Source organism: Nitrospirota bacterium (assembly GCA_016207885.1).
In the GTDB taxonomy this organism is placed as follows: Bacteria; Nitrospirota; Thermodesulfovibrionia; order UBA6902; family UBA6902; genus JACQZG01.
The window spans coordinates 60,542-83,950 of sequence record JACQZE010000006.1; the positions used below are offsets into that span (position 1 = coordinate 60,542).

General features: G+C 44.7%; 27 protein-coding genes. 8 read left to right on the top strand and 19 right to left on the bottom strand.

Annotation, left to right across the window (positions count from 1 at the left end):
- Positions 1 to 5: 5 nt before the first annotated feature.
- The 13 genes from HY807_05735 to bioD all read right to left on the bottom strand — a co-directional run bounded on the left by HY807_05735 (position 6) and on the right by bioD (position 14,096).
- On the bottom strand, positions 6 to 2,942 hold the full coding sequence (locus HY807_05735; protein MBI4825907.1) for a DUF748 domain-containing protein: 2,937 nt from the start codon (positions 2,940 to 2,942) through the stop codon (positions 6 to 8).
- A 118-nt stretch (positions 2,943 to 3,060) separates the two neighbouring features.
- Positions 3,061 to 4,161 (bottom strand): redox-regulated ATPase YchF, encoded by a 1,101-nt coding sequence (gene ychF / locus HY807_05740; GenBank protein MBI4825908.1) that lies wholly within the window; start codon positions 4,159 to 4,161, stop codon positions 3,061 to 3,063.
- A gap of 97 nt (positions 4,162 to 4,258) precedes the next feature.
- Positions 4,259 to 5,743, bottom strand: coding sequence for an OmpA family protein (locus HY807_05745; GenBank protein ID MBI4825909.1), 1,485 nt, complete (start codon positions 5,741 to 5,743; stop codon positions 4,259 to 4,261).
- 118 nt (positions 5,744 to 5,861) lie between these two features.
- Positions 5,862 to 6,929, bottom strand: a complete 1,068-nt coding sequence (locus HY807_05750; GenBank protein ID MBI4825910.1) for a threonine synthase — start codon at positions 6,927 to 6,929, stop codon at positions 5,862 to 5,864.
- Positions 6,930 to 6,931: 2 nt separating this feature from the next.
- Positions 6,932 to 7,168 carry an NIL domain-containing protein gene (locus HY807_05755; GenBank protein MBI4825911.1) on the bottom strand — a complete coding sequence of 79 codons (237 nt, stop codon included), beginning with the start codon at positions 7,166 to 7,168 and terminating at the stop codon, positions 6,932 to 6,934.
- Positions 7,169 to 7,223: 55 nt separating this feature from the next.
- The gene (locus tag HY807_05760; protein ID MBI4825912.1) at positions 7,224 to 7,499 is read right to left on the bottom strand and encodes a MoaD/ThiS family protein; all 276 of its coding nucleotides are present in this window, start codon (positions 7,497 to 7,499) and stop codon (positions 7,224 to 7,226) included.
- A gap of 22 nt (positions 7,500 to 7,521) precedes the next feature.
- Entirely contained in the window at positions 7,522 to 8,769 is a 1,248-nt protein-coding gene (locus HY807_05765) for a threonine synthase (GenBank protein MBI4825913.1), read from the bottom strand.
- 17 nt (positions 8,770 to 8,786) lie between these two features.
- Positions 8,787 to 9,587 (bottom strand): molybdopterin-synthase adenylyltransferase MoeB, encoded by an 801-nt coding sequence (gene moeB / locus HY807_05770; protein ID MBI4825914.1) that lies wholly within the window; start codon positions 9,585 to 9,587, stop codon positions 8,787 to 8,789.
- Positions 9,587 to 9,835: a sulfurtransferase TusA family protein gene (locus HY807_05775; GenBank protein MBI4825915.1), complete on the bottom strand. Its 249-nt coding sequence runs from the start codon at positions 9,833 to 9,835 to the stop codon at positions 9,587 to 9,589. The genes moeB and HY807_05775 overlap by 1 nt, the downstream gene beginning before the upstream one ends.
- Positions 9,836 to 11,146: a homoserine dehydrogenase gene (locus tag HY807_05780; protein MBI4825916.1), complete on the bottom strand. Its 1,311-nt coding sequence runs from the start codon at positions 11,144 to 11,146 to the stop codon at positions 9,836 to 9,838.
- 142 nt (positions 11,147 to 11,288) lie between these two features.
- The gene (locus tag HY807_05785; protein MBI4825917.1) at positions 11,289 to 12,464 is read right to left on the bottom strand and encodes an aminotransferase class I/II-fold pyridoxal phosphate-dependent enzyme; all 1,176 of its coding nucleotides are present in this window, start codon (positions 12,462 to 12,464) and stop codon (positions 11,289 to 11,291) included.
- A gap of 58 nt (positions 12,465 to 12,522) precedes the next feature.
- On the bottom strand, positions 12,523 to 13,368 hold the full coding sequence (gene lipA, locus HY807_05790; GenBank protein ID MBI4825918.1) for a lipoyl synthase: 846 nt from the start codon (positions 13,366 to 13,368) through the stop codon (positions 12,523 to 12,525).
- Positions 13,369 to 13,379: 11 nt separating this feature from the next.
- Entirely contained in the window at positions 13,380 to 14,096 is a 717-nt protein-coding gene (gene bioD / locus HY807_05795) for a dethiobiotin synthase (GenBank protein MBI4825919.1), read from the bottom strand.
- Positions 14,097 to 14,208: 112 nt separating this feature from the next.
- On the opposite strand from bioD, the gene HY807_05800 reads away from it, so the two are divergent.
- Complete coding sequence (locus HY807_05800) at positions 14,209 to 14,586, top strand: YkgJ family cysteine cluster protein (GenBank protein ID MBI4825920.1); 378 nt, start codon at positions 14,209 to 14,211, stop codon at positions 14,584 to 14,586.
- A 260-nt stretch (positions 14,587 to 14,846) separates the two neighbouring features.
- The gene (locus tag HY807_05805; protein MBI4825921.1) at positions 14,847 to 15,176 is read left to right on the top strand and encodes a PilZ domain-containing protein; all 330 of its coding nucleotides are present in this window, start codon (positions 14,847 to 14,849) and stop codon (positions 15,174 to 15,176) included.
- A 1-nt stretch (position 15,177) separates the two neighbouring features.
- Here the strand turns inward: HY807_05805 and bioF are convergent, their stop codons facing one another.
- Together bioF and HY807_05815 are read right to left on the bottom strand one after the other, a co-directional pair.
- A complete protein-coding gene (gene bioF / locus HY807_05810) occupies positions 15,178 to 16,353 on the bottom strand; it encodes an 8-amino-7-oxononanoate synthase (GenBank protein ID MBI4825922.1) in 1,176 nt (391 codons plus the stop codon).
- Entirely contained in the window at positions 16,340 to 16,984 is a 645-nt protein-coding gene (locus HY807_05815; GenBank protein ID MBI4825923.1) for a radical SAM protein, read from the bottom strand. The genes bioF and HY807_05815 overlap by 14 nt, the downstream gene beginning before the upstream one ends.
- Positions 16,985 to 17,086: 102 nt before the next feature.
- On the opposite strand from HY807_05815, the gene HY807_05820 reads away from it, so the two are divergent.
- From HY807_05820 to HY807_05845, 6 genes are all read left to right on the top strand, one after another.
- Complete coding sequence (locus tag HY807_05820) at positions 17,087 to 18,370, top strand: nodulation protein NfeD (GenBank protein ID MBI4825924.1); 1,284 nt, start codon at positions 17,087 to 17,089, stop codon at positions 18,368 to 18,370.
- Positions 18,371 to 18,388: 18 nt separating this feature from the next.
- Positions 18,389 to 19,156 (top strand): slipin family protein, encoded by a 768-nt coding sequence (locus tag HY807_05825; protein MBI4825925.1) that lies wholly within the window; start codon positions 18,389 to 18,391, stop codon positions 19,154 to 19,156.
- Positions 19,157 to 19,294: 138 nt separating this feature from the next.
- On the top strand, positions 19,295 to 19,540 hold the full coding sequence (locus HY807_05830; protein ID MBI4825926.1) for a PGPGW domain-containing protein: 246 nt from the start codon (positions 19,295 to 19,297) through the stop codon (positions 19,538 to 19,540).
- Positions 19,541 to 19,570: 30 nt separating this feature from the next.
- Entirely contained in the window at positions 19,571 to 19,738 is a 168-nt protein-coding gene (locus HY807_05835) for a hypothetical protein (GenBank protein ID MBI4825927.1), read from the top strand.
- Positions 19,739 to 19,744: 6 nt separating this feature from the next.
- Entirely contained in the window at positions 19,745 to 20,362 is a 618-nt protein-coding gene (locus HY807_05840; GenBank protein ID MBI4825928.1) for a DUF4424 family protein, read from the top strand.
- Positions 20,353 to 20,502 (top strand): DUF4424 family protein, encoded by a 150-nt coding sequence (locus HY807_05845; protein ID MBI4825929.1) that lies wholly within the window; start codon positions 20,353 to 20,355, stop codon positions 20,500 to 20,502. The genes HY807_05840 and HY807_05845 overlap by 10 nt, the downstream gene beginning before the upstream one ends.
- Here HY807_05845 and HY807_05850 read toward each other — a convergent pair.
- From HY807_05850 to HY807_05865, 4 genes are all read right to left on the bottom strand, one after another.
- Positions 20,499 to 21,182: a CPBP family intramembrane metalloprotease gene (locus HY807_05850; protein ID MBI4825930.1), complete on the bottom strand. Its 684-nt coding sequence runs from the start codon at positions 21,180 to 21,182 to the stop codon at positions 20,499 to 20,501. The two genes, HY807_05845 and HY807_05850, sit on opposite strands and share 4 nt — an antisense overlap.
- Before the next feature lie 16 nt (positions 21,183 to 21,198).
- The gene (locus tag HY807_05855; GenBank protein MBI4825931.1) at positions 21,199 to 22,530 is read right to left on the bottom strand and encodes a TldD/PmbA family protein; all 1,332 of its coding nucleotides are present in this window, start codon (positions 22,528 to 22,530) and stop codon (positions 21,199 to 21,201) included.
- A 172-nt stretch (positions 22,531 to 22,702) separates the two neighbouring features.
- Positions 22,703 to 23,071: a 6-carboxytetrahydropterin synthase QueD gene (gene queD / locus HY807_05860; GenBank protein ID MBI4825932.1), complete on the bottom strand. Its 369-nt coding sequence runs from the start codon at positions 23,069 to 23,071 to the stop codon at positions 22,703 to 22,705.
- A gap of 13 nt (positions 23,072 to 23,084) precedes the next feature.
- Entirely contained in the window at positions 23,085 to 23,405 is a 321-nt protein-coding gene (locus tag HY807_05865; GenBank protein MBI4825933.1) for a septum formation initiator family protein, read from the bottom strand.
- Positions 23,406 to 23,409: the final 4 nt, after the last annotated feature.

The window sequence follows — 23,409 nt, forward strand, 5'->3', positions numbered from 1 at the left end:
GAAGTTCACTTCAATCGAAAATCAACGCGGCTGTTCTTTACATTCTCCTTCTTTTCCGGCAGAAGATCCTTTGGCTCAATAAGAAATATCCTCTCGGCCTCGACCTTCTCTGACTTAAGCAGATGATCTTGTATAGCAAGCGCGCGCTGACCTGCTAACAGGCGCAGGTCGCTCTCATTCACCTCTATATGTGTAAGCATGAGCTTCTCCATCTCAGGGACAGGCAGATCCTTTGCCATGCCAATGACATTCCTTGGTTTCGGAAACTTTTCATCTTTATATGCCTTCGTAAGGTACTTCTCATATTCATCAGACAGGATCGTCATATCATCAACCTGCACGGCCGTTTCACCTTTCTTGATCATATCCTTCAGCTTCTGGCTCTTGAGCTTTTTGTTGAATATATACTGCCTCAGCCCTTCCATATCATTCTCAGTATCAACATGTCCTTCTATCTCCATCTTGATCGCCGGGCGTTCATATAGAGCCTTTATGACTGTATCAATCTTTTGAAGCGCCTGCTCGCTGAGCGCGTGACTGCCGTACTCGAATTCGACATAACTCAGCTCATCCCCGCCTCCGAAGATAGCGCCGAGCAATGCAAAGGGCGAAGTCGCAGCCTTGACGATAAGATTGAGAAGTATCTTAATAACTATCCTGAAGACGCTGAATTCCGGATCATCAATAGAGCCTGAAACAGGGATGTCGAGATCAATCTCTCCTTTGCGGTTCTTAAGCAAAGCAATAGCAAGACGCACCGGAAGTTTTGTGGCATCCGGGCTTTCAACGCTGTCGCCGAATGTGAACTGGTCTATGAAGACTTTGTTCTGTGAGTCAAGCTTCTTCTTCACGATCAGGTACTTCAGGTCAAGAGAAAGCTTGCCCTTCTGTATCGTATATCCGAGATATTTGCCTGAGTAAGGAGTGACAGGGCTGAGGTCCATATCCTTGAATGAGACATTCAGGTCGACAAAAAGGTCATCACTGAGCGGATTTATCTTGCCTGTGATCTCAAGAGGCGAGTAGTTCTCAAACTTGCCTTTAAGGTCGACCTCTCCTGCAGAATCTTCCTTTGAAGAAAAGCCTGAGATTCGGCCTCCGATCTCTGTCAGGTTAGCAGTATAGTTGGGCTTTACATAATGATCTGTAAAATTAATCGTACCGCCCTGAAGCGTAACCTTGCCGAACTTTACCGGAACCTTCTTTGCAGCAGGTGCAGCATCTTTAGTCCGTAGTTTCCCATCTTTCGGAACTTCGGATTTCGAAACCGCTTCAGAAGTAGACGGCACAATTATCTTCTGAAGATTGAGCGTAGCGTCTTCATTGAATATAATGCGTGAATAAAAATCCGTGAGGGATATATCATTTACATTGATCGAAGGCGGTTCAAGCTTAACATCTATACCGCCAAAATAGAGCGACTTCCATTTCAGCAGATCCTCTGTATTTATTGAATCTACTGAAGCAAAGTCAGTAATCATCGCCTTGCCTTTGTAAGATGCTGAAAGTCCCTTCACAGGCGAATACCCAACCAGAGCAGTTCCTGAGGCTGAAAGATTTCCGCTTGTGAGAAGTATAGCGATCTTATCAGCATAATATGGATGAAGTGAGGGGATATCCGCATTTTTAAGTTCAAATTTAACCTCAGCCGTGATCGGAGTTAAAGTGAAGACGCCAGATGCATTTAAACTCCCTTTCTTTGCAAGTTTTAGAGATAGTGCATCTATTGATGTCTTATTGCCGGGTTCGGTGCTGAATCCGCTCACTTTCATATCTATCTTTCCAATCTCAGTCTTATAGGAAGGCTTAGGCACAAGGTCTGTGAATGATACCGAGCAGTTGCTGATAGTAAACTCGTCAGTATCTAAGACAAATGAACTCTTAACCGGTGCCGTATCTTTTCGGCTGTTATCTTCAGGTATCAGTCCGAGGATGTTGATCTTATTGTCACTGCCGCGCATCAAGGTCAATGAAGGCGAATCAGCAGCTATCCATGCAATATGGACCTTCCGTGAGAAGACGTCTGACCTGGCTATCTTTATATCAGCGCGAGGCATGCTGAAGATATGGTTTCCTGTCAGGTCATTTATCCTGATATTCTCAAGCGAGACTGTCCCTTCTAAACTGAGTGAAGGCTCACTTTCCGAATACTGAATATATGACAGGCTGCTTTTTGCGTCAATTGATCCTGACGCCAGCTTAAAGTTCAACTCAAGCGGAACATAGTTGAGGTAGTAAGGGATATTCAAATCCTTCACATCGATATCAAAAACAGTTTCAAGCGAATCCTTGTACGGTTTTGTTTTGCCGTTAAATACAAAAGGCGTGCCGTTCAAAGTCCCTGACAGAGACGGCTGGACATATGTGTCAACAAAATAAGGCAGGTTTGAAAAGAAGGGGATCATCAGAGAAAGGTTCTTAACCGAGTGTTCTGTCATTTTTGGGTTGTCTATGAAATCTACCGCACCGCTCACTACCTGAATATTATTGAGGGAGAAACGCAGCGGTTGTTTATCAGCTGTTTTGTCTTCCGTTTTTGGCGGAGTAAGAAGATCAGAGAAATTATAGACTGTGCCTTCATTATGAACGATATGCGCATAAGGATTGGTCAGCCTTATTTCATCAACAATAAGGCCGCGCTTAAAGATAGAAACACCCTGGACATTAACAAAGAGATCGTCAAAAGAGATAAAGGCAGAGGAACCATCACTCTCTTTTATTTTGAATCCCTTTATCTCGGCAGTAAGCGCAAAAGGATTGATCTTTATATTTTCAATCGTAACTTCACGGTGGAGCTGCTCAGAGAGTTTTTTAACAGCGAACCATTTCAAGAGAGGCGGCGCGATGAAGAATCCGGCAATTGTGAATATTATCAGGGATAAGACGATCCCGATTGCGATACGTTTTAATGTGAATGCCTTGAGGATGCTCTTCTTTTGCATTATTAAGTATCCACTTCAGTTTCTTTTTAGATTATATGCCATTAAAAGGCAAAAGAATAGAGCGGTCAGATGCTCTATTCTTTGAAATTCTTATATGACTGATGTAGAGGAATGCAGACTACACGTTGAAGAGAAAATGCATTACATCGCCGTTGCAGACAACATACTCCTTGCCTTCAGTGCGGAGCTTGCCAGCTGTCCTTGCGCCTGCTTCGCCCTCATGCTCAATGAAGTTCTCATAAGCTATGACCTCGGCGCGGATAAAGCCGCGTTCAAAATCATTATGAATTACAGCAGCAGCCTTAGGAGCCTTCCATCCGCGTTCGATCGTCCAGGCGCGAACCTCTTTGACACCGGCTGTGAAATAACTTATCAGCCCGAGCGCGTGGTAACCGTGGTGGATGATCTGGGATAGCCCGCCTTCAGATACGCCGAGAGCTTCGAGAAATTCATCGCGCTCCTCATCGCTCATCCCAGACATCTCTTCCTCGATCTTTGCGCAGATCTTCACGGAATGCGCATTCTGCTCAGCGGCAAACTTGTGAACTGCCTTAACATGATCGTTATCTTCTGCAAGTCCATCTTCATCAACATTTGCAGCGTATATAACCGGCTTCAATGAGATAAGGCGAACATCCTTGATCATCTCCACGAAGGCATCTGATTCGCGCTCGCTGAAGCTGATTGCAGGCTTGCCTGTGTTAAGGTGGTCGAGAGTCCTCTTTGCCACATCAAGCAGCGGCTGAACTTTCTTATCACCTTTTGCCTGTTTATCAAGGCGTGATATCTTGTTCTCAAGAGCCTGTATATCGGCAAGCACAAGCTCTGTGTTGATGACCTCAATATCGCGCAGGGGATCAACTGTGCCGTCAACATGTATTATCGATTCGCTCTCAAAACATCTCACAACATGCACGATCGCCGAGGTCTCTCTAATGTGCGAAAGAAACTGGTTGCCGAGCCCCTCGCCTTTTGAAGCCCCCCTTACAAGGCCGGCAATGTCAGTAAACTCCACGATAGCGTTCTGTACTCTTTCAGGATTTACAATGTCAGATAAATGATCCAGCCGTTTGTCAGGAACCGCGACAATCGCCTTGTTAGGTTCAATAGTGCAGAACGGATAATTTGCAGCTGCTGCATTTTGCGCCTTTGTGAGCGCGTTAAAAAGCGTCGATTTCCCTACATTCGGGAGTCCGACGATACCTATACTTAAAGCCATGATGATCTCCTGTTAGTAATTTCTTTGATGATTGAACAATAAAAAAAGGGAGCATGATCCGGTTCCAGCCGAACCATGCTCCCCTATGAATTATATATTACTTGGTCACAATAGTTGAAATGACGGCAACTACACGGCGATTCTTCTGCCGGCCTTCATCCGTATTGTTGTCTGCGATCGGCAGGGACTCGCCGAATCCTTTAGCTGTTAAACGATCGGCAGCTATGCCCTTGGAAACAAGGTAGTTCATTACATTTTCCGCCCTCTTCTGTGAAAGCTTCATATTGTACTCATCCGTGCCTTTACTGTCTGTATGCCCTTCGATCACGGCATTTACATCCGGATAAGTGCTTAGAAAGTTTGAGACCTTTGTTATCTGCTCCTGATAAACACTCTTTACAACAGCGCTGTTGAATTCAAACTCTACATTTAATTCTATGGAAACCTTTTCTTTAATGGGAAGCGGGCAGCCGTTTGCGTCTACCTTTATGTCCGGAAGTGTGCCGGGGCATTTATCAAGATAGTCATATACTCCATCCCCATCACTGTCCAACGGGCAGCCGTTTGCGTCTACCTGAACGCCTGAAGGTGTGTTAGGGCACTTATCATTAACATCCAATACTCCATCGCCGTCGCTATCTAATGGGCAGCCGTTTTCATTTACAGCAGCTCCTTTAAGTGTGCCGGGGCATTTATCAAGGTAATCAACAACTCCATCGCCGTCACTGTCCAGCGGGCAGCCGTTCATGTCTACAGCAGCACCGGCAGGTGTGTTAGGACATTTATCAAGATAGTCGGCTACTCCGTCAGCGTCACTGTCCAGCGGGCAGCCGTTCATGTCAACGGCAGCGCCTTTAGGTGTACCGGGGCATTTATCAAGATAGTCATATACTCCGTCAGCGTCACTGTCCAATGGGCAGCCCATGATATCCACAGAAGTACCGGCAGGTGTGTTAGGACACTTATCATCCGCATCATATACTCCATCGCCGTCGCTGTCAGAAGGAGCCGGAGGCGGGGGCGGCGTAGCCTTATGGCCGCCAATAAGGTATGACAAACCGACAGTATACATGTAGTTAATATTAGATGTTTCCCAGTTAACAATTTGCCTGGCATCTCCCCTGGCAAGCAAAGAATCTGTCAAGAAGAACTTAAGCCCTAATGCGACATGGGACTGAACATCAGTGTTGTCAATTGTTTTATCAACATCAATATTCATGTATCCGCTACCTACAGCGATATACCACTTTGTATCATCTGCCAGGTTTATATTGTATAAAAGGTCCAGGTTGAAAAGGTTAGCGTCTACATTTGTTTTGCCAACTGCAGTATCAGGCCATGATACAACTGTATCAACGTGATCAATTGATGCTTCTATTCCAAAACTCTCTGTAAATCCATACCCGATCCCAAGGCCATAGACAGGGTCATTGTTTATCTGTTCTTTCTTGTCGAAAATATACCCGCCAAAATGCGGGGATAAAGATAACTTTCCTTTTTCCGTTCCTGCCATTACATTGGAAGAAAGTAATGCTAAAAATACTGCAATTCCAATAGCAGCTAAGATCTTGATGCGTTTCATAAGACTGTCTCCTTTTTCTATATTAGAGTTTCACTACCGGTCATAATTAGCTGAAAAACATGTGTAAAGTATAATATATAAAAAACAAACATTACAATCACAAAAAAACTACATCAGACTATATGCAGCATCCTCTTAAAGCGTCCTCGATCGCGGAGATATCAGCCTTGACCTTTATAGGAGGCTCAGAGAGTTTAATAGCATTGTCAGGGTCTTTGAGCCCGTTGCCTGTCAGAGTACAGACGACGGTGCCGCCTTTTGAGAAATAGCCTTTTTTTGAAAGTTTAATCACTCCTGCAAAAGATGCTGCTGACGCAGGCTCGCAGAAAATGCCTTCCCTTGACGCGATGAACTGATATGCCTGAAGGATCTCATCATCGGTAACAGAATCTATGACGCCTCCGGATTCATCCCTCGCATTCTCAGCGCCTTTCCAGCTTGCGGGATTGCCTATCCTGATGGCAGTAGCTATTGTTTCAGGTTTTTCAACGGGATGTCCGAGTACGATAGGCGCGGATCCGGCAGCCTGAAAGCCTAACATCTTCGGCAGTGAAGAGCTTATCCCCGCCTCTTTATACTCTTTATATCCTTTCCAGTAAGCGGTAATATTGCCTGCATTGCCAACAGGCAGGGCGTGAAAGACCGGAGCAAAGCCCAGCTGGTCGCAAACCTCAAACGCCTCTGTCTTCTGCCCCTCTATTCTGAAAGGGTTAATTGAATTCACAAGAGAAATAGGATGCCGTTTAACGATCTCCTTTACAATGCTAAGCGCCTCATCAAAGTTGCCGTCAACCTGGATGACCATTGAACCGTGTATCATCGCCTGTGCAAGTTTGCCCATGGCTATCTTGCCCTCTGGGATAAGCACAATACATGAGATATCAGCCTTTGCAGAGTATGCCGCCGCAGAGGCGGATGTGTTGCCGGTTGAAGCGCAGATAACAGCCTTTGTCCCTTCCTCAACCGCTTTGGTTATCGCAAGTGTCATGCCGCGGTCTTTAAAAGAACCGCTCGGATTAGAACCTTCAAATTTAAAATAAAGGTCTATGTCCGCATTAACGATCTCATTTATACGGGATGCCTTGATGAGAGGCGTATTGCCTTCATTAAGTGTAATGACAGGAGTGGTGTCAGTTACCGGCAGAAATTTTCTGTAGCCCTCTATCAATCCGGGCCAGGGTCTCATGCTCATTCTACGATATCACCTTCGACAAGCTCCACATCAATGCCTTGCTCCCTGAGATAATCAATTCCATTACTGAGGTCGTTCTCTTCCCCATTAAGTTCAAGAACCATCTCACCAACGGTGTCAGTGACCCTTGCCCTTCTTATGCTGGGCAATATATTAAAATCCTTAGCCATCATAAATATTACCGGCTCCTGAATCAGGTGCTGCGGAAATGTCAGCCTAACCCTTCTCTTCATTATTCAACCTCCGATAAAATCGATTACACAGATAAAAGCCCTGAGTAATAATTTATTAGAACCCTCCTGCTATCGCAGGGACTATAGAGACCTCGTCTCCGTCTTTGACTAATGTCTCTTCATTGCTCATGAACCTGATATCTTCTTCGTTGACATAGATATTCACAAACCTTCTGACCTTATCGCCCTCGCATATCCTTTCCGCGATGCCGCTGTACTTCTGATCAAGGCCTTTGATCAGCGACATTACAGTTCCTGCTTCGCCCTCTACTGCTTCCTGGCCCTGTGTCAGCCTCTGAAGCGGTACAGGTATCATTACTTTAACAGACATTTAATTACCTCCCATTATGCAATTACTTTTTTGAACCAGAGTTTATCTTCTCAAGAACCTCTTCAAAAGCATTAAGCTTCGGCTTTATATAATGAGGCTCCGCTGTCTTTCCTATCAATGCTTCCTGTGTCTTCAGGCCGTTGCCTGTAATACAGAGGACCGTTACGTCATCCTTCTTTATATGTCCGCTCTTGATGAGCTTCATGGCAGATGCAAGCGTAACGCCTCCCGCAGTCTCTGCAAAAACACCTTCAGTCTCAGCCATTAACTTGATAGCCTCGACTATCTCATCATCAGAGACATCCGCGCCGTAGCCGCCGCTGTCTTTAATGACCTGTGTCGCATAGAAGCCGTCAGCAGGATTGCCTATGGCAAGTGATTTTGCTATCGTATCAGGCTTAACAGGTTTTATGACATCTATGCCTGCCTTGATGGCGGTCACGATAGGCGAGCATCCTGTCGCCTGCGCGCTGAAGACCTTTGTCTGCATCTCATCGATCAGCCCTATCTTCTTCATCTCTTTAAAGCTCTTCCATATCTTTGTCATCAGAGAACCGCTGGCGCACGGCACAACAACCGCATCAGGGGCCTTCCAGCCTAACTGCTCGATTATTTCGTAACCCTGAGACTTGGAGCCTTCTGCGTAGAACGGCCTTATGTTGATATTGACAAACGCCCAGCGGTACTTGTTCGCAACCTCGCTGCATAGCCTGTTTACCTCGTCATAATTCCCGTCAACTGCAATGACATTAGGCCCGTACACAAGTGAAGCGATGATCTTGCTCTTTTCAAGGCTTGCGGGTATAAAAACGAACCTCTTGAATCCTGCCATTGCTCCGTGTGCGGATACGGAATGCGCAAGGTTGCCTGTAGAGGCGCATGCGACTGTATCAAACCCGAACTCCTTTGCCTTGGCAAGAGCCACGGCGACCACCCTGTCCTTGAATGAGAGCGTAGGATGAGCAACTGTATCGTCTTTAATGTAGAGCGATTTAATGCCGAGATGCGCCGCAAGGTTATCAGCCTTTATAAGAGGCGTATATCCTGTATGCAATGCCGTGGTCGGTTCCCCGGCAATAGGCAAAAGTTCCCTGTAGCGCCAGAGATTTTGAGGCCTTGACTCTATCAGCTCTCTGGTCAGCGTCTTTTTTATCCCGTCATAGTCATAGACAACTTCAAGAGGGCCGAAGCAGAATTCGCACACATATATAGGGTCTACATGGTATTCTCTTCCGCACTCTCTGCATTTAAGACCTTTAACAAAACTCATGATTTCACCTTATCGATCTATATTGAACAGTATTCTTCTTCACTGTCTTTTAATTCAGTAATCGTCGGATTCCCGCCGCAGACCTTGCAGTCGGGATTTTTAGGCACCTTCACCTTTCTGAAGTTTACACCAAGCGCATCATATATCAAAAGCTGGTTCGCAAGCGGCTTGCCCTTGCCGAGAATAAGCTTAAGCACCTCAGTCGCCTGCAGCGCGCCTATCACTCCGGGAAGAACCCCAAGCACACCTGCCTCCTGGCATGAGGGAACAAGGCCCGGCGGAGGCGCCTCTTCAAACAGGCAGCGGTAGCAGTGCCCTTCTCCCGGAATCACTGTAGTCACCTGGCCTTCAAATCGCAGTATGGCGCCGCTGACAAGAGGTTTCCCGGTCATTACACATGCATCGTTTATAAGATACCTTGTGGGGAAGTTATCCGTGCCGTCAACAATAATATCATAGTCAGCTATAAGGCCGAGGATGTTGCCGCTGTTCAGCCTCTCCTTTATGGTGACGACATTAACGTCTGGGTTAAGCCCCTCAAAGGTTCTCTTGCAAGAGTCGGCCTTGTTCACCCCAAGCGTATTGACGCTGTGCGCTATCTGTCTCTGAAGATTGCTGAGTTCAACAAGGTCGTTATCTACCATGCCTATCGTGCCCACTCCGGCAGCTGCAAGATAGTAGCCCACCGGGCATCCAAGCCCGCCTGCTCCTGCTATCAGCACCTTTGCCGCGGAAATCTTCTTCTGCCCCTTTCCGCCGACCTCAGGCAGGATAATGTGCCTGCTGTACCTGTTTAATTGTTCCTCTGTAAAATCCATTAATCCTCAACCTCTTTCTTTATAAACACCACCCACTCTTTATCATTGACCTTTTCTACGCTGAGAACATTATGCCCGTAATTGATCATGGCCTTGGGAATACTTCCTGAAGCCTCAGGATAATCAAGTATTATGCGAAGCACCTGCCCGACCTCAATATCCTCCATGGCAAGTTTTGATTTCACAAGGGTATAAGGACAGACAACGCCTCTTATATCGAGATGTTTATCAGCCTTAATTTCTGACACCTATTCCTCTTCGCCCTCAACTCTTATATATACCGTCTTTTCTGTAACACTTGAGAGTTTATTGATCTCCCTCAGCGCCTTTGTCATATCCTTTTCCCTTGCCTTATGGGTCATCATCACAACCGGCACAGCCTTCTTCTCCCTACCCTTCTGTATCATTGATCTGATGCTTATATTATGTTTTCCCAGGATGCCGGATATCTTTGAGATGACTCCCGGTTTATCCAAAGCTGACAATCTCAGATAGTATGAAGTATTGACATCCTCCATATTCATAAATGTAATATCGGAATTCTCAGGCATACCCAATCCCTGTATTCTCTGATGAGAACAGTTCTTTATGCCCCTTGCTATATCAATTATATCGCTGACAACCGCATTGCCGGTCGGCATCTCTCCGGCTCCTCTGCCGTAGTACAATCCCGGGCCTGCTGCCTCGCTTTCAATGTATACAGCGTTAAGGACACCGTTCACATTTGAAATGAGATAGTCCTTGGGCAGCATCGTTGGATGCACTCTTACTTCGACTTCGCTGCCTGACTGTTTGGCTATGGCAAGAAGTTTTATCTTGTAGCCGAACTCAGTTGCGAACTGAATATCGATCGGAGCAATGCCTGTTATGCCCTCTGTATATATTTTCCTGAAAGAGAATGGAAGCCCGAAACAGAGTGAAGCAAGTATCGCTATCTTGTGGGCTGAATCTATCCCTTCTATATCAAAGGTCGGGTCTGCTTCCGCATATCCAAGCGCCTTCGCCTCATTGAGAGCGGTTGTGAAATCCATTCCCTCATAGGTCATCTTTGAAAGTATATAGTTGGCTGTGCCGTTGATTATCCCGTATATAGACCTGATCCTGTCGCCTGCCATTGACTCGCGCACAATCTTGATTATAGGGATGGCGCCTGCAACAGCTGCCTCAAAACCGAGGGCTACTTTATGCTTCTTTGCGGCATTGAACAGAAGCCGGCCTTCAGTCGCAAGAAGAGCCTTATTTGCTGTGACAACATGCCTGGAATTCGTTAAGGCATTAAGAACAAATTCCTTTGCAGGATGGATTCCTCCAATAAGCTCGACAACTATATCTATCTCAGGGTCGTTAATAACAGCGGACACATCATTGACGAGCACACCCTTGGGAAGTTTTAATCCCCTGTCCTTCTTAATATCAAGATCTGCAATTCTCTTAAGCCTGACCGGAAAACCTATTCTTCTCTCGATCTCCTTAGCCTGCTTCAACAGGATACGCGCCGTTCCTGTCCCTACAGTGCCGAAGCCTATTATGCCTACATTTATTTCTGGTTTACCCGTCATAATCCAAATATCCTTTTATATAGACTATATCTAATTAAATATTGAAGTAGTATTATGCGATAACCCTTTAAATTTATTCAAGAGTTGACACAAAGAAAAAGAGAGATTGTTCAATATTGGAGAGCGGCAGGAAATCCGCGCTTTAACCTGAACCCAATGCCTTCTTAATGCCTCTTGTCGCCTGTCTTATTCTGTGCTCATTCTCAACAAGCGCGAATCTGACAAAACCTTCGCCTGCCTGGCCGAAACCTATTCCCGGAGAGACGGCAACACCCGCCTCTTTTAAGAGAAACTTTGTAAACTCAAGAGAACCCATGCTCTTGAATTCATCGGGTATCTCAGCCCATGCAAACATGGTAGCCTTTGGTGGTTCTATATGCCATCCAGCAGCATTCAGTCCCTGAATAAGCACATCCCTTCTGTGTTCATAAGTCTTTGCTATTTCACCTACACAGTTCTGATCGCCCCTTAACGCGATAATGCTTGCTATCTGTATCGGCTGGAACATTCCATAATCCAGATAGCTCTTTATGGTAGTCAGCGCGCCTACAACTTCAGGATTCCCAACACAGAACCCGACTCTCCAGCCGGCCATGGAATAGCTTTTTGTAAGCGAGAAAAATTCCACTCCAACATCCTTTGCGCCCTTTGCCTGCATAAAGCTCGGCGCTTTATAACCGTCAAACACAAGGTCGGCATAAGCAAAATCATGGATAACGATAATATTATTCTCTTTCGCAAAATCAACGATCTTCTCAAAGAACGGCAGTTCAGTGCATGCGGTTGTCGGATTATGCGGAAAGTTTATGAGCAGCACCTTTGGCCTCGGCCAAGCGGATTTAAAAGCATCTTCCATGCTCTTGAAGAAGTCAATATCTTTTTGAACAGGTATGCTTCTTACATCTCCACCTGCAAGGATAAAACTATATGGATGGATCGGATAAGCAGGCGCAGGCGTAAGAACAAGGTCTCCGGGTTCGATTATCGCATATGCAAGATGGGAGAGCCCCTCTTTTGAGCCGATAGTGACAACAACCTCAGTCTCATGATCAAGGTCAACATCAAAACGCCTCTTATACCATTCAGCCATCGCCAGCCTTAACTGAGTTATGCCTTTAGAAGCTGAATACCTGTGGTTCTTCGGATTCAGAGATGCCTCACAAAGCTTGTCAACAATATGCTTGGGTGTCGGAAGGTCAGGGTTGCCCATTCCAAGGTCGATAATATCCTCTCCCCTTCTTCTTGCCTCCATCTTGATCTTGTTTACAATGGCAAAGACATAAGGCGGAAGGCGTTTTACTCTATTGAACTCGTACATGTAATCAAACCCGTTTAAAATTAAAAGTTATAAGTTAAATGTTGAAAAACAGATCCTGTTATATTTTGATCTCATTGTACATCTCATCAGCATTCATGGAGCTTCGTGTCAGAGGCGATGAAGCAACCGCCTTAAAGCCCATCTCAAGCCCGATCTTTTTATACTGCTCAAAAATCTCAGGCCTCACATATTCTACAACAGCCGGATTATCTCTGCCAGGCCTTAAGTACTGACCGATGGTCAGGAAGTCGCAGTTAACGCTTCTAAGGTCCTCCATGACAGATATTACTTCCGGCCTTTTCTCGCCGAGCCCAAGCATTATTCCTGATTTTGTCCTGATCTCAGGAAAAAAAGTCTTGGATGATTTTAACACATTCAGAGAAATTGAGTAATCAGCCATCTGTCGTATTTCAGCGTATAGCCTGGGAACGGTCTCAAGGTTATGGTTATATACATCAGGCCCTGCGTCAAGCACAGTCTTTAGAGAAGCAATATCACCCCTGAAATCAGGTGTGAGCACCTCGACCTTTATCCCATTTATCTTTCTCCTTAACGAATGGATGGTTGCGGCAAACTGGCCCGCTCCTCCATCAGGAAGGTCATCTCTTGTAACAGAGGTCACTACGACAAATCTCAGCCCGAGCGCATGCGCGGCATCAGCCACCTTCTCCGGTTCGTCAATGTCTACAGGAAAAGGTGGCGCGGATTCAACTGCGCAGAAAGAGCAGTTCCTTGTGCACCTGTCGCCAAGGATCATGAAAGTAGCCACATTACGGGAGAAGCACTTGCCCTGGTTAGGACACCTTGCCTCTTCGCATACTGTTGAGACGCCATGATCTCTCAGCAACTTCTTTGTTTTGTGTGTTCCTGACATTGGAACCTTTATCCAATCAGGATGACGCATTACCATAAAAATCAATATGTACGAATACTTTTGTTTGACAATAAATTGTTCACAATATTCTTGAATTTATCTTTAATTAAGACAGACTCTGAATTTATTGAAAATGGTATTTCACCAAGCATATTCACCTTGCCGATACTTTTTATCATAAACGGGTTGGAACTGACAGACATATCTTTCTCCGCTTTCTTTGAGTGGTTAAGTATCACACCTGTGACAGTTATTCCTTCAGCCCTCGCGGCCTTTAATGTGAGAAGCGTATGGTTTATAGTCCCAAGCCCCGGCCTCGCGACTATTATGAGAGGAATCTCCATTTCTTTAATAAGGTTAATGAACAGATATTTTTTGTAAAGCGGCGCCATCAAACCGCCGGAGCCTTCGACAATCGTGAAATCATATTTCTTTCTAAGCTTATTATAAAAAGCTATTATTTTCTTCTTGCTGATAACGGCATTATCTTCTTCAGCCGCAACTGAAGGCGCAAGAGCATGCCTGAACCTGTACGGATTCACAATATCAAGCGGTTCGCTGAGCCCGGATGCTTCTAAAAGTTCAAGAGCATCAACAGGCACTAAAACACCGCCTCTCATGGCGCAGCCTGTTTCAACAGGCTTGACAGGACAAGCACTGTATCCCATTAAAGTTAATGCCCTTATTATGCCGGCCGCTACAAAGGTCTTGCCTACCCCTGTGTCAGTTCCGGTTATAAAAAAACCTCTTCCGGTCAACTCTTGATTTCAACTCCTAAGCAGTGTGATTTGAGACACAATATAATACAATATTGACAACTCCCATAAATATATGTAGATTAGCTTCAATTATTAATTCACGCAATTCATTATGGCTAAAGATAACAAAGTAAAAAAACCAACAGTCAAAGCAACTTTTAAAGATGACAGCATCTGCATCAAATGCCCGTCTCTCTGCTGCTTCGATCTCACATATACCATCACAAAACCCAGAACAAGGGCTGATATTGATGAGCTTAAGTGGGACCTTCAGTATGACATCGTTAATGTATACATCAAAAACAAAAGGTGGTATGAGACATTCAAAGGAAAGTGCATGTATCTTGACAATAACAATCTGTGCAGGATATATGACAAGCGCCCTAAAAAGTGCAGGGACCACCTGCCCCCGGCCTGTGAAAAATTCGGAGAATATTATGATGTACTGATATCATCTCCTGAAGAGCTGGAAAAATACCTCAAAAAATAAATTCAAGATTTATTAGATATAACCGACTGCCTTTGACGCCCTGCGACATTATTTGCACTAAACTGCCTATCTTTTAAGCATTAATGTATGGATTGTGTGTCATTTCGCACACAAATCTAATTTCAGATACACATAAGTACTTAGATAGCTACTCTTATTTTACCTATAACACCATATGAAATATACCTATTTTCATATTCTTGATTTTAGGCACATAATTTGCTTATAACTATTTACTTTTAAATATTGTTGAATAATTAATGGAAAAAAGAGAATCCAAAAGAGTCAGCTTGAGTGTTGATGCCGAGATAACAACCAGAGGCAATTCATATTCCGTCTCTGTCGAAAACATATCTCAAAAAGGCATGTGCCTGGTTGCCCCGACTTCTGAAACGGTTGAAGACTTTATCCCCGGCACAACATTGGGAATAAGTTTTTCTGCGCCAACCGGTGAAAAGATATCACAGCACTGCGAGATAAAGTGGCTGAGGATAGATGCCGAACCTCTTATCGGCCTGATATACAATATCGGGATGCAGGCGATAGCGCCTCCGCCGATATACAATGAAGTTTACATGAAGCTTTTATAAATCATAACCCTGCTTTGTTCCGTATTGCTCCAAGTGTCTTGACCAAATGCACAATATTACCTTCTTCATGCCCTGCTGTAACAGAGAACCTGATCCTGCACCTTCCTTCAGGAACCGTAGGCGGCCTTACCGGAAGTGCTAATATTTTATTTTTATAAAGCTCCTCTGATATCTCAAGTGTATCTTTTATCTCTCCTGTAAGGATCGGAATTATCGGGGTTTCAGAGCCGAGTGTTTTAAACCCTATTCCTTCAAGCCCTTTCCTTAGCCTGTCTGAATTGTTTAACAGCCTCGCCCTTAGATTCCGTGAGTCAGAATGGACAATATGAATAGCTGTTATAGCTGCTTCGGCAAGTGCAGGAGGAAGTGACGTTGAGAAGATAAAACTCCTTGCTGTGTTGATAAGGTAATCTATCAGTTCCTGAGGGCCTGCTACAAAGGCACCGAAACATCCGAACGCCTTGCTGAGCGTGCCCATCTGAATTATCTCATCATTATCAATACCAAAATGCTCGAGCCCGCCCTTCCCGTTCTTTCCAAGAACTCCGGTAGCGTGGGCATCATCGACCATCAGCATTGCGTCATACTTTTTGCTCAGATTTGAGATATCCTTTAAAGGAGCGATATCTCCATCCATGCTGAATACTGAATCAGTGACGATCAATCGTTTAGCGATCTTATTCTCCGCAGCAGATTCACTTAATAGGCTTTCAAGATGGCTAATGTCCTTGTGCCTGTATATCTTCACCTCAGCCTTCGAGAGCCTTATCCCGTCTATTATGCTTGCATGATTAAGCTCGTCACTGAATATCACATAATCTGAATTCGTTATCGCAGGAATGATCCCTGTATTTGCCGCATAACCCGTGTTAAAGAGAAGCGCAGCCTCTGTTCCCTTAAACCGGGCGATACGTTCTTCAAGCCTTTTGTGCGGGAGATAAGTGCCGGAAAGGAGGCGCGACGAACCTGAGCCGAAACCATATACCCTGACAGCATCAACAAGAGCGTTGACCACTTCAGGATGACTGGATAAATTCAGGTAATCATTAGATGCGAAGTTGATGAACGGCTCTCCGTCTATTATGACCTTTGAGCCGTGAGATGAATCCAGACAGATGAGTTTCCTGAATAGTCCCCTCTCTTCAAGATCCTTCAGCGCGCTCTCAAATCCCTTCATGCTCATCGTGAGCCCATATGTATTTATGGAGCTGAAGCTGGAATCTTACTGAAAGTTTATCCTTTAATATCCAGGATACCAGCGCCTTTGGTTCAAGCATTCCGTATGCCGGGGAAAAGAGTATGTTCTGAAATTTATCAAGCAGGTTATGCTCAGCAATGAAATCCCTTGCCCAGATATAATCGGCTTCATCAAGAATGACAAACTTCAGTTCATCGGTCTTTTTCAGGAGCAGGAAATTCTTGTAGTTTATCCTCTTGCTCATGCCGCTTCCGGGAGTTTTGACATCCATGATTATTCTAAGCCTGTCGTCGAGGCATCCGATACATATGGAACCGTTTGTTTCAATAAGAACGGTATAGCCTTTATCCAAAAGCGTCTTTATAAGCGGCGGAGTATCAGCCTGAAGCAGCGGTTCCCCTCCGGTAAACTCAACAAGCTTCGCCCCGTACTCCTCTATCTTGGAGATTATCTCGTTATCAGAAAGCTCTTTCCCGTCATAACGCGCGTAATTTGTGTCACAGTAGGCGCACTTGAGGTTGCAGCCTGAAAGCCTGACAAATGTGCAGGGAAGCCCGGCATATGTGGATTCTCCCTGGATACTTTTGAATATTTCATTAATTTTTATCATAGGATTTATATATAATAGCACAATAGCCCTGAACTTCAATCAGCGATTTACCGGCATCTGATACAATTGACAGACCCATTTAAATAACTTATTATTCTTCCAATGGCCAGAAGATTTTATCTTACATTCCTTGCACTTGCGGCAATATTTCTTTTCCCTGCCATAACATCCGCTGATGTGATGGTGATCAAGGCAGAAGGTGTTGTAAACCCGGTTATGTCGGAGTTTATAACAAAAAGCATTGATGATGCAGGCGAGTCATCCAGCCCTCTTGTAATACAGCTTGATACGCCAGGCGGGCTTGATACCTCAATGAGATCAATAGTCCAGAAGATCAAAGCCAGTGAGGTTCCGATAGTTGTGTATGTTTCTCCGGGCGGCGCGCGCGCCGCCTCGGCAGGTGTATTCATAACCCTTTCCGCTCATATCGCGGCAATGGCAACAAGCACCAATATAGGCGCTGCCCATCCTGTAAGTGTCGGCGAAAAGATGGATGAGACAACATCAAAGAAGGCAGAGAACGATGCAGCGGCTTACATAAAATCGATAGCTGAAAGCAGAGGGAGAAACGCGGAATGGGCGGAAAAAGCGGTAAGAGAGAGCGTCTCTATAACAGAGAACGACGCGCTCCAATCCAACGTCATTGATCTTATCGCGCCTGATCTTCAAACCCTGCTGAATAATATTAACGGCAGAAAGGTAACTACATCAAAAGGTGAAACCGTCATTAAAACTGCCGGCCAACTGATCACATATAAAGAGAGAAGTTCGAGGATGAGGATACTGGACTTTATAAGCGACCCAAGCGTGGCTTACATACTTATGATGCTGGGATTCTACGGCATATTCTTTGAGATGACAAACCCCGGCGCCCTGTTCCCGGGTGTATTCGGATCGATCTCTCTGATACTCGCATTCTACTCTTTCCAGACACTGCCTGTTAATTACGCAGGGGTATTACTTATCCTCCTCGCTGTCATCCTCTTTATTCTTGAGATAAAGATCATCTCTTATGGCATACTTACTATCGGAGGCGTTATCTCAATGTTAATAGGCTCAATAATGCTTTTTGATTCAACACAGCCCTTCTTCAGGCTTTCATTAAAGGTCATTCTGCCTGCTGTGATTATTACCGTTCTCTTTTTCACACTGACAGCCTCTCTCGCTTTCAAGGCTCACAGAAGAAAGCCGGCAACAGGCAAGGAAGAATTGATAGAGAGCGAAGGAGAGGCAAGGACTGACATACATGAAACAGGAACGGTATTTATCCATGGTGAATTATGGAACGCATGGAGCGATGAACCGATAAAGAAAGGTGAAAGAGTTATCGTAGATGCGGTAGAGAATCTGAAATTAAAGGTACACTTAAAAACAAATAATTCATAGTTCAAAAAGGAGGATAAAATGTTTCAGCTTCCAATGGGATTAATAGCGGGCCTGGTTTTAATAGTCTATTTTTTATCAAGTGCGATACGCATACTTCGGGAATACGAGAGAGGTGTCGTATTCAGGCTCGGCAGGATCATCCCTGTAAAAGGGCCCGGCCTGATCATCCTATGGCCTTTACTTGATAAGCTTGTCAGGGTAGACCTTCGTACAGTTACATTTGACGTGCCTGCGCAGGATATCATAACTAAAGACAACATATCCGTTAAGGTCAATGCCGTTGTCTACTTCAGGGTCATTGACCCGACAAAGGCTATCACAGCTGTTGAAGATTTCCATTATGCGACATCACAGATATCACAGACAACCTTGAGAAGCGTGCTTGGGCAGAGCTCACTTGACGACCTGCTCGCAAAAAGAGACGAACTGAATGCCGAGCTGCAGAAGATAATTGACGAACAGACCGAGCCATGGGGCATTAAGGTCTCTATCGTGGAAGTGAAGAATGTTGACCTGCCTATGGAGATGCAGAGGGCCATTGCAAAGCAGGCCGAAGCTGAGAGAGAACGCAGGGCGAAGGTCATCCACGCAGAAGGTGAATTCCAAGCATCTCAAAAACTCGCTGATGCCGCGCATATAATCTCATCTCAACCGACAGCGTTGCAGTTAAGATTTCTCCAGACACTGACCGAGATAGCGACTGAGAAGAACTCAACTATAGTGCTGCCTATTCCTTTAGATCTGATAGAGCCTTTTTTAAAGAGAATAAAAAAAGAGGTTGAGTAAGAGAAAATCCTACTATTGAAATGTCCTATGTTTGTCATTCCGGCTTGTCCGGAATCTTTCTTCGGAAGGACTCCCGACAAGCGGGAGTGACAGTTAACGGGGATTTTATTTTGCCTTTCATTCCATAATACATAAACAATGAAACATCTCGTCATCAGAACATACAAACAGGCAAGACGCGTCGTCATGGTCGTGGTCGGTTTTACCGTAGTCCTTCTTGGAATCATAATGCTTGTGACACCTGGGCCCGGCCTCGTCGCCATAGTAGCGGGCCTTGCAATGCTGGGCACTGAGTTTCTATGGGCAAGAAGATTACTCAAAAGATTCGGCGACGGAGCAAATAATATCAAGAACTCGGTCTTTAATAATAAGAAGAAGGTTTAAGAATAATCTTCCCTATTAATTTGGTGTCATATGACTAAGAGAAAAGTGACAATTGTTGAACAGAAAATGCTCGAAATTATCGGAGACCCAGATGCAGGTCTTCATGTAACAAAGAAATTCAAGGCGAAATTGGAAGAGAGACTTAAAAAGCCTTCAAAGAGGATTTCCCACGAAGAGGTATTAAAAAGATTTGCATAAGGTTGAATGGGAAATGCAAGAATCAAAACACGACCCAGCACTCAGAACAATGATGATATTAGGATGATAAATATTTTAAGACCGACAAAAAATCATAGTGGTTTATCACTTGTGATTACCTTATTGCTCCTACTTAATATTTTTCATCCTACAAATTCTTCCTTTGCTAATGATACGGTAGCTGAAATCACGCCAAACGGCCTTCAGTTTAAAACAGAAGAAAATATTTCTATTGAACGGGAAGACCTTTACATTAGCCTTAATAAAATTGAGGTCTCTTATATATTTAAAAATCATTCAGACAAAGATATTACTGTCGAGGTAGCGTTCCCTATCCCCCCATACTGGGGACTTGAAGTTGCAAATATTCCCTATAGTCATTATCCGCTTAATTTTAGTGATTTTATTGCCGAAGCAGATGGCAAAAAGATTGATTACAAAAAAGAAGTTCGTGCATTTTCAAATGGTAACAACAAGGTAGATGTTACTGATTTCCCTCTCCTCCTTGAGATTGGCGTTCTCTTTCAGCAGCTTCCTGAACTCTTCATCATGAGGACTCAGATGCCCCTTGCCAGGAAAACTGCCTGCAGGGTCTTCTGTATATTTCCGTTTCCATGTGCGTAACAGATTATGCGATTATGAGTTTATGTTTCGACAATGAACTTACTAAAGCAAGCCCAACTCGTTTTGAGTCACATATAAAAAACTTCGTGCCAGAGAAAGATTTAAAGATTTATTTTATTTCTGGAGATTTTATCCCTTAAACAAATTTAAATACCGCATTAGGAATAACTCCGGCAAAGTCGATGAAGTTGATGGCGAAGTGGGCTAACATAATTGCCGGTAGCGACCGCGTTGTCAGATATGCCGTCATGAAGACCGCGCCGATGATTGACGTGATAACTACGGCGTGCAGGCCGAGGCTCCAGTGGATGAGGCCGAAAGCAGCTGATGAGATTGCGACTATAGCAAACGAATTCTCTGTGTACCTGCTGATGAAGGTGTGCATAAAACCGCGGAAGATGAGTTCTTCAAATATCCCAACCATTAACAGCCCAAGCGTAAGGTCTATCCAATCCCAGGCAGGGCTCGTGATCGCAGGCATACCGCCGAGCGGCAAGTAACCGGGGATGCTCTCTATTAACTGATATCCGTTTTGATCGATCACGGTACCGGCGAGTGCCACGATCAGAAATACCATTATGAATGACGGCACTGATTGAGTTGTCAACCCGAACTCCGAGGCCTGCATTTTCTTATTGGAGATCAACCAAAACGTGACAAGGAAGGGATAAAGCTTTACTCCGGCATAGTCGATAAACAACCAGAGGCGCCAGTCTTTAATATAGATACTCGCGAAATCGTTCAGATAAAACGGACTGGCCAATAAGACTAAAGTTAGGATGTAAAGCGAGGTTTTTCTGTTTGTTCCATCTTCTATCATGGAAAACACCAACTCCTCAGGCGCTTATATCCATCTCGCCTATCAACAGACTCGGGGAACCTATTCTGCCGTAGAACTCAAGGTCGCTGCCGACCTGCTCGACCATTTTGAACATGTCGAGAATATTACCTGATATGACCGCCTCTTTAAATGGATAGGCCATCTGCCCTGCTTCTATCATAAGCCCTGATATGCCGATGGAGAAATCTCCTGAAACAGGGTTTGCCATATGCACGCCCATGACGCTGGTGATCAGAATGCCTTTTGACAGAGATTTAACAATGGCCTCTTTATCATTGCCGTCCTTCTCAGGATTGATATACAAGTTGGTAATGCCGACTCCGGGAAGCCCTTTTGATGAAGACCTGACGGCATTGCCTGTAGATGCAACATTATCCTTTTTAGCTGTATAGGTGTTATGAATGAATCCATTAAGCACACCTTCGGATATCAGAACTTTCTTCTGTGCAGGCACGCCTTCATCATCTGCGGGTGAAGAACCTATGCCCCACGGCAGCAGGCCATCGTCAATAATATTTACCAGAGAGGATGCGACTGTCTTTCCTAACTTGCCTGCAAAGAAAGACCTCTGCTTCTGAACGGCATCAGCAGAAAAAGATGCGCTGAGCACTTCCAGAAATTCCACGGCGATATAAGGAGACAGAACTATCGGGAGCTTCATGGCGGTTATTCTTCTTGAGCCTAAAAGTTCGATCGCTCTTTTTGCGGCGTTAACTGCAACCGGCGTTATCTGTAAGTCAGCCGCCCTTCTCTTAACTGTAAAATCAGAGCCGACCTGACTGTCTCCGTTTTCATTCTCAGCGAATGCAACTATCTGTGCTGAGATATAGCTGCTTTGATATGAGATGCTTACTCCATTGGAATTGACAATTACAGTGCTGGAAACACCGGAACTTACCCCGGCCTTTCTTACTCTCTTCACATTCTTGTCATACGACAGAGAAGACTTTTCTAAAGATATTGCCTGACTGATAAGCTCAGCTTCACTTATCTTGGCGATGGCACTGTCAAATACAGGCACATCTGACGGCGCAAGCATTTGGGGGATGACATTATAGATATCCTCTGCCGGCCACATAGAACCTTCTATCGCCTCATCAATGACCTTATCAGCAACAGAGATATCTGTCGTAAAAGAAAACCCGAGCCTTCCGTTCCTGAAGACCCTGACAGCGATAACGGCATCCAGAGATGCCTCAAGCGCATCGACCTCGCCGTCCTTTACCTCAACTGTGATGCCTTTGCCTGAGCTGACAAACGCCTCTGCGGAATCAGCGCCTTTGCTTAACGCTTTTTTTACGATATCTTCGGCTAAATTCAGATCCATGATATTATCAAATGCTTGAATTTTGTCATTCCGGCGGTTTCGTCCAGCCTACTGTTGGCTTGTCCGGAATCTTTCTTTATTTGCAACGTGAGAAGTCGTCCGATTCCGGACAAGCCGGAATGACAACCAGTTAGTATTTAATTATTTTCAAACAGGACAAAGCTGAAATCATCTACTCAAAATATGTTGCGGAAGATGTCTCAGATTCCCATACTGTCACTGATGTGCAGGAGACGCCTTTATTCTCGAGCTTTTTACTGATCGAGTCGTAAAGCCATTTAGCAATGTTCTCTGAAGACGGGTTGATCTCGGTAAAAGGGAATATCTGATTAAGATAAGAATGGTCAAGGGACATTATCACCTCGTTGGAGATATCCTTTAATTCATGGAAGTCAATGGCCAGCCCAATCTCATTAAGATAAGCAGAAGAGACCGTGACCTGCACTCTCCAGTTATGGCCGTGCATGTCTTCACACTTGCCCTTGTATCCCCTCAATTGATGTGCCGCTGCAAACTGTGATTCTACTGTAAGTTCATACATAAATTATCTCTCTTCAATGTTCATCATTAAACCTGAATATAAGTTCTCCCTCTCTTGTAAGCCCCTGCTCCCTGGCTATCTCCTCAACATTTTCAGGATTCTCCTTCAATACTTCAACCTGCTGCCTGATCTCATTGTTCTGCTTTTCTATCCTGGCGTTTTCAGCCATTATCTGAACTTTATCAGCCTGGAGCTTTCTGTACCTCAGTATCCCTTTTTCACTGAAAACCAGGCTGAGGGTAAGACAGATCAGGAGCAGTATCGCACACGTGAACATGACGAGATCCCGCATCTTTCTGTTCTGGTTGACCTGATTTCTGCGTATGCTTCGCATAGTT

Bases quoted from the DNA above. Each gene is read 5' to 3' on its own strand.
- HY807_05855 (MBI4825931.1), bottom strand. From the start codon at position 22,530: ATGGATCTGAATTTAGCCGAAGATATCGTAAAAAAAGCGTTAAGCAAA.
- HY807_05840 (MBI4825928.1), top strand. From the start codon at position 19,745: ATGGGAAATGCAAGAATCAAAACACGACCCAGCACTCAGAACAATGAT.
- HY807_05830 (MBI4825926.1), top strand. From the start codon at position 19,295: ATGAAACATCTCGTCATCAGAACATACAAACAGGCAAGACGCGTCGTC.
- HY807_05745 (MBI4825909.1), bottom strand. From the start codon at position 5,743: ATGAAACGCATCAAGATCTTAGCTGCTATTGGAATTGCAGTATTTTTA.
- HY807_05785 (MBI4825917.1), bottom strand. From the start codon at position 12,464: ATGTACGAGTTCAATAGAGTAAAACGCCTTCCGCCTTATGTCTTTGCC.
- HY807_05800 (MBI4825920.1), top strand. From the start codon at position 14,209: ATGGCTAAAGATAACAAAGTAAAAAAACCAACAGTCAAAGCAACTTTT.
- HY807_05835 (MBI4825927.1), top strand. From the start codon at position 19,571: ATGACTAAGAGAAAAGTGACAATTGTTGAACAGAAAATGCTCGAAATT.
- HY807_05850 (MBI4825930.1), bottom strand. From the start codon at position 21,182: ATGATAGAAGATGGAACAAACAGAAAAACCTCGCTTTACATCCTAACT.
- HY807_05765 (MBI4825913.1), bottom strand. From the start codon at position 8,769: ATGAGTTTTGTTAAAGGTCTTAAATGCAGAGAGTGCGGAAGAGAATAC.
- HY807_05865 (MBI4825933.1), bottom strand. From the start codon at position 23,405: ATGCGAAGCATACGCAGAAATCAGGTCAACCAGAACAGAAAGATGCGG.
- HY807_05750 (MBI4825910.1), bottom strand. From the start codon at position 6,929: ATGAGACCCTGGCCCGGATTGATAGAGGGCTACAGAAAATTTCTGCCG.
- HY807_05815 (MBI4825923.1), bottom strand. From the start codon at position 16,984: ATGATAAAAATTAATGAAATATTCAAAAGTATCCAGGGAGAATCCACA.
- HY807_05825 (MBI4825925.1), top strand. From the start codon at position 18,389: ATGTTTCAGCTTCCAATGGGATTAATAGCGGGCCTGGTTTTAATAGTC.
- lipA (MBI4825918.1), bottom strand. From the start codon at position 13,368: ATGCGTCATCCTGATTGGATAAAGGTTCCAATGTCAGGAACACACAAA.
- moeB (MBI4825914.1), bottom strand. From the start codon at position 9,587: ATGGATTTTACAGAGGAACAATTAAACAGGTACAGCAGGCACATTATC.
- HY807_05780 (MBI4825916.1), bottom strand. From the start codon at position 11,146: ATGACGGGTAAACCAGAAATAAATGTAGGCATAATAGGCTTCGGCACT.
- HY807_05760 (MBI4825912.1), bottom strand. From the start codon at position 7,499: ATGTCTGTTAAAGTAATGATACCTGTACCGCTTCAGAGGCTGACACAG.
- HY807_05845 (MBI4825929.1), top strand. From the start codon at position 20,353: ATGTGCGTAACAGATTATGCGATTATGAGTTTATGTTTCGACAATGAA.
- bioF (MBI4825922.1), bottom strand. From the start codon at position 16,353: ATGAAGGGATTTGAGAGCGCGCTGAAGGATCTTGAAGAGAGGGGACTA.
- HY807_05820 (MBI4825924.1), top strand. From the start codon at position 17,087: ATGGCCAGAAGATTTTATCTTACATTCCTTGCACTTGCGGCAATATTT.
- HY807_05755 (MBI4825911.1), bottom strand. From the start codon at position 7,168: ATGAAGAGAAGGGTTAGGCTGACATTTCCGCAGCACCTGATTCAGGAG.
- queD (MBI4825932.1), bottom strand. From the start codon at position 23,071: ATGTATGAACTTACAGTAGAATCACAGTTTGCAGCGGCACATCAATTG.
- HY807_05805 (MBI4825921.1), top strand. From the start codon at position 14,847: ATGGAAAAAAGAGAATCCAAAAGAGTCAGCTTGAGTGTTGATGCCGAG.
- HY807_05735 (MBI4825907.1), bottom strand. From the start codon at position 2,942: ATGCAAAAGAAGAGCATCCTCAAGGCATTCACATTAAAACGTATCGCA.
- ychF (MBI4825908.1), bottom strand. From the start codon at position 4,161: ATGGCTTTAAGTATAGGTATCGTCGGACTCCCGAATGTAGGGAAATCG.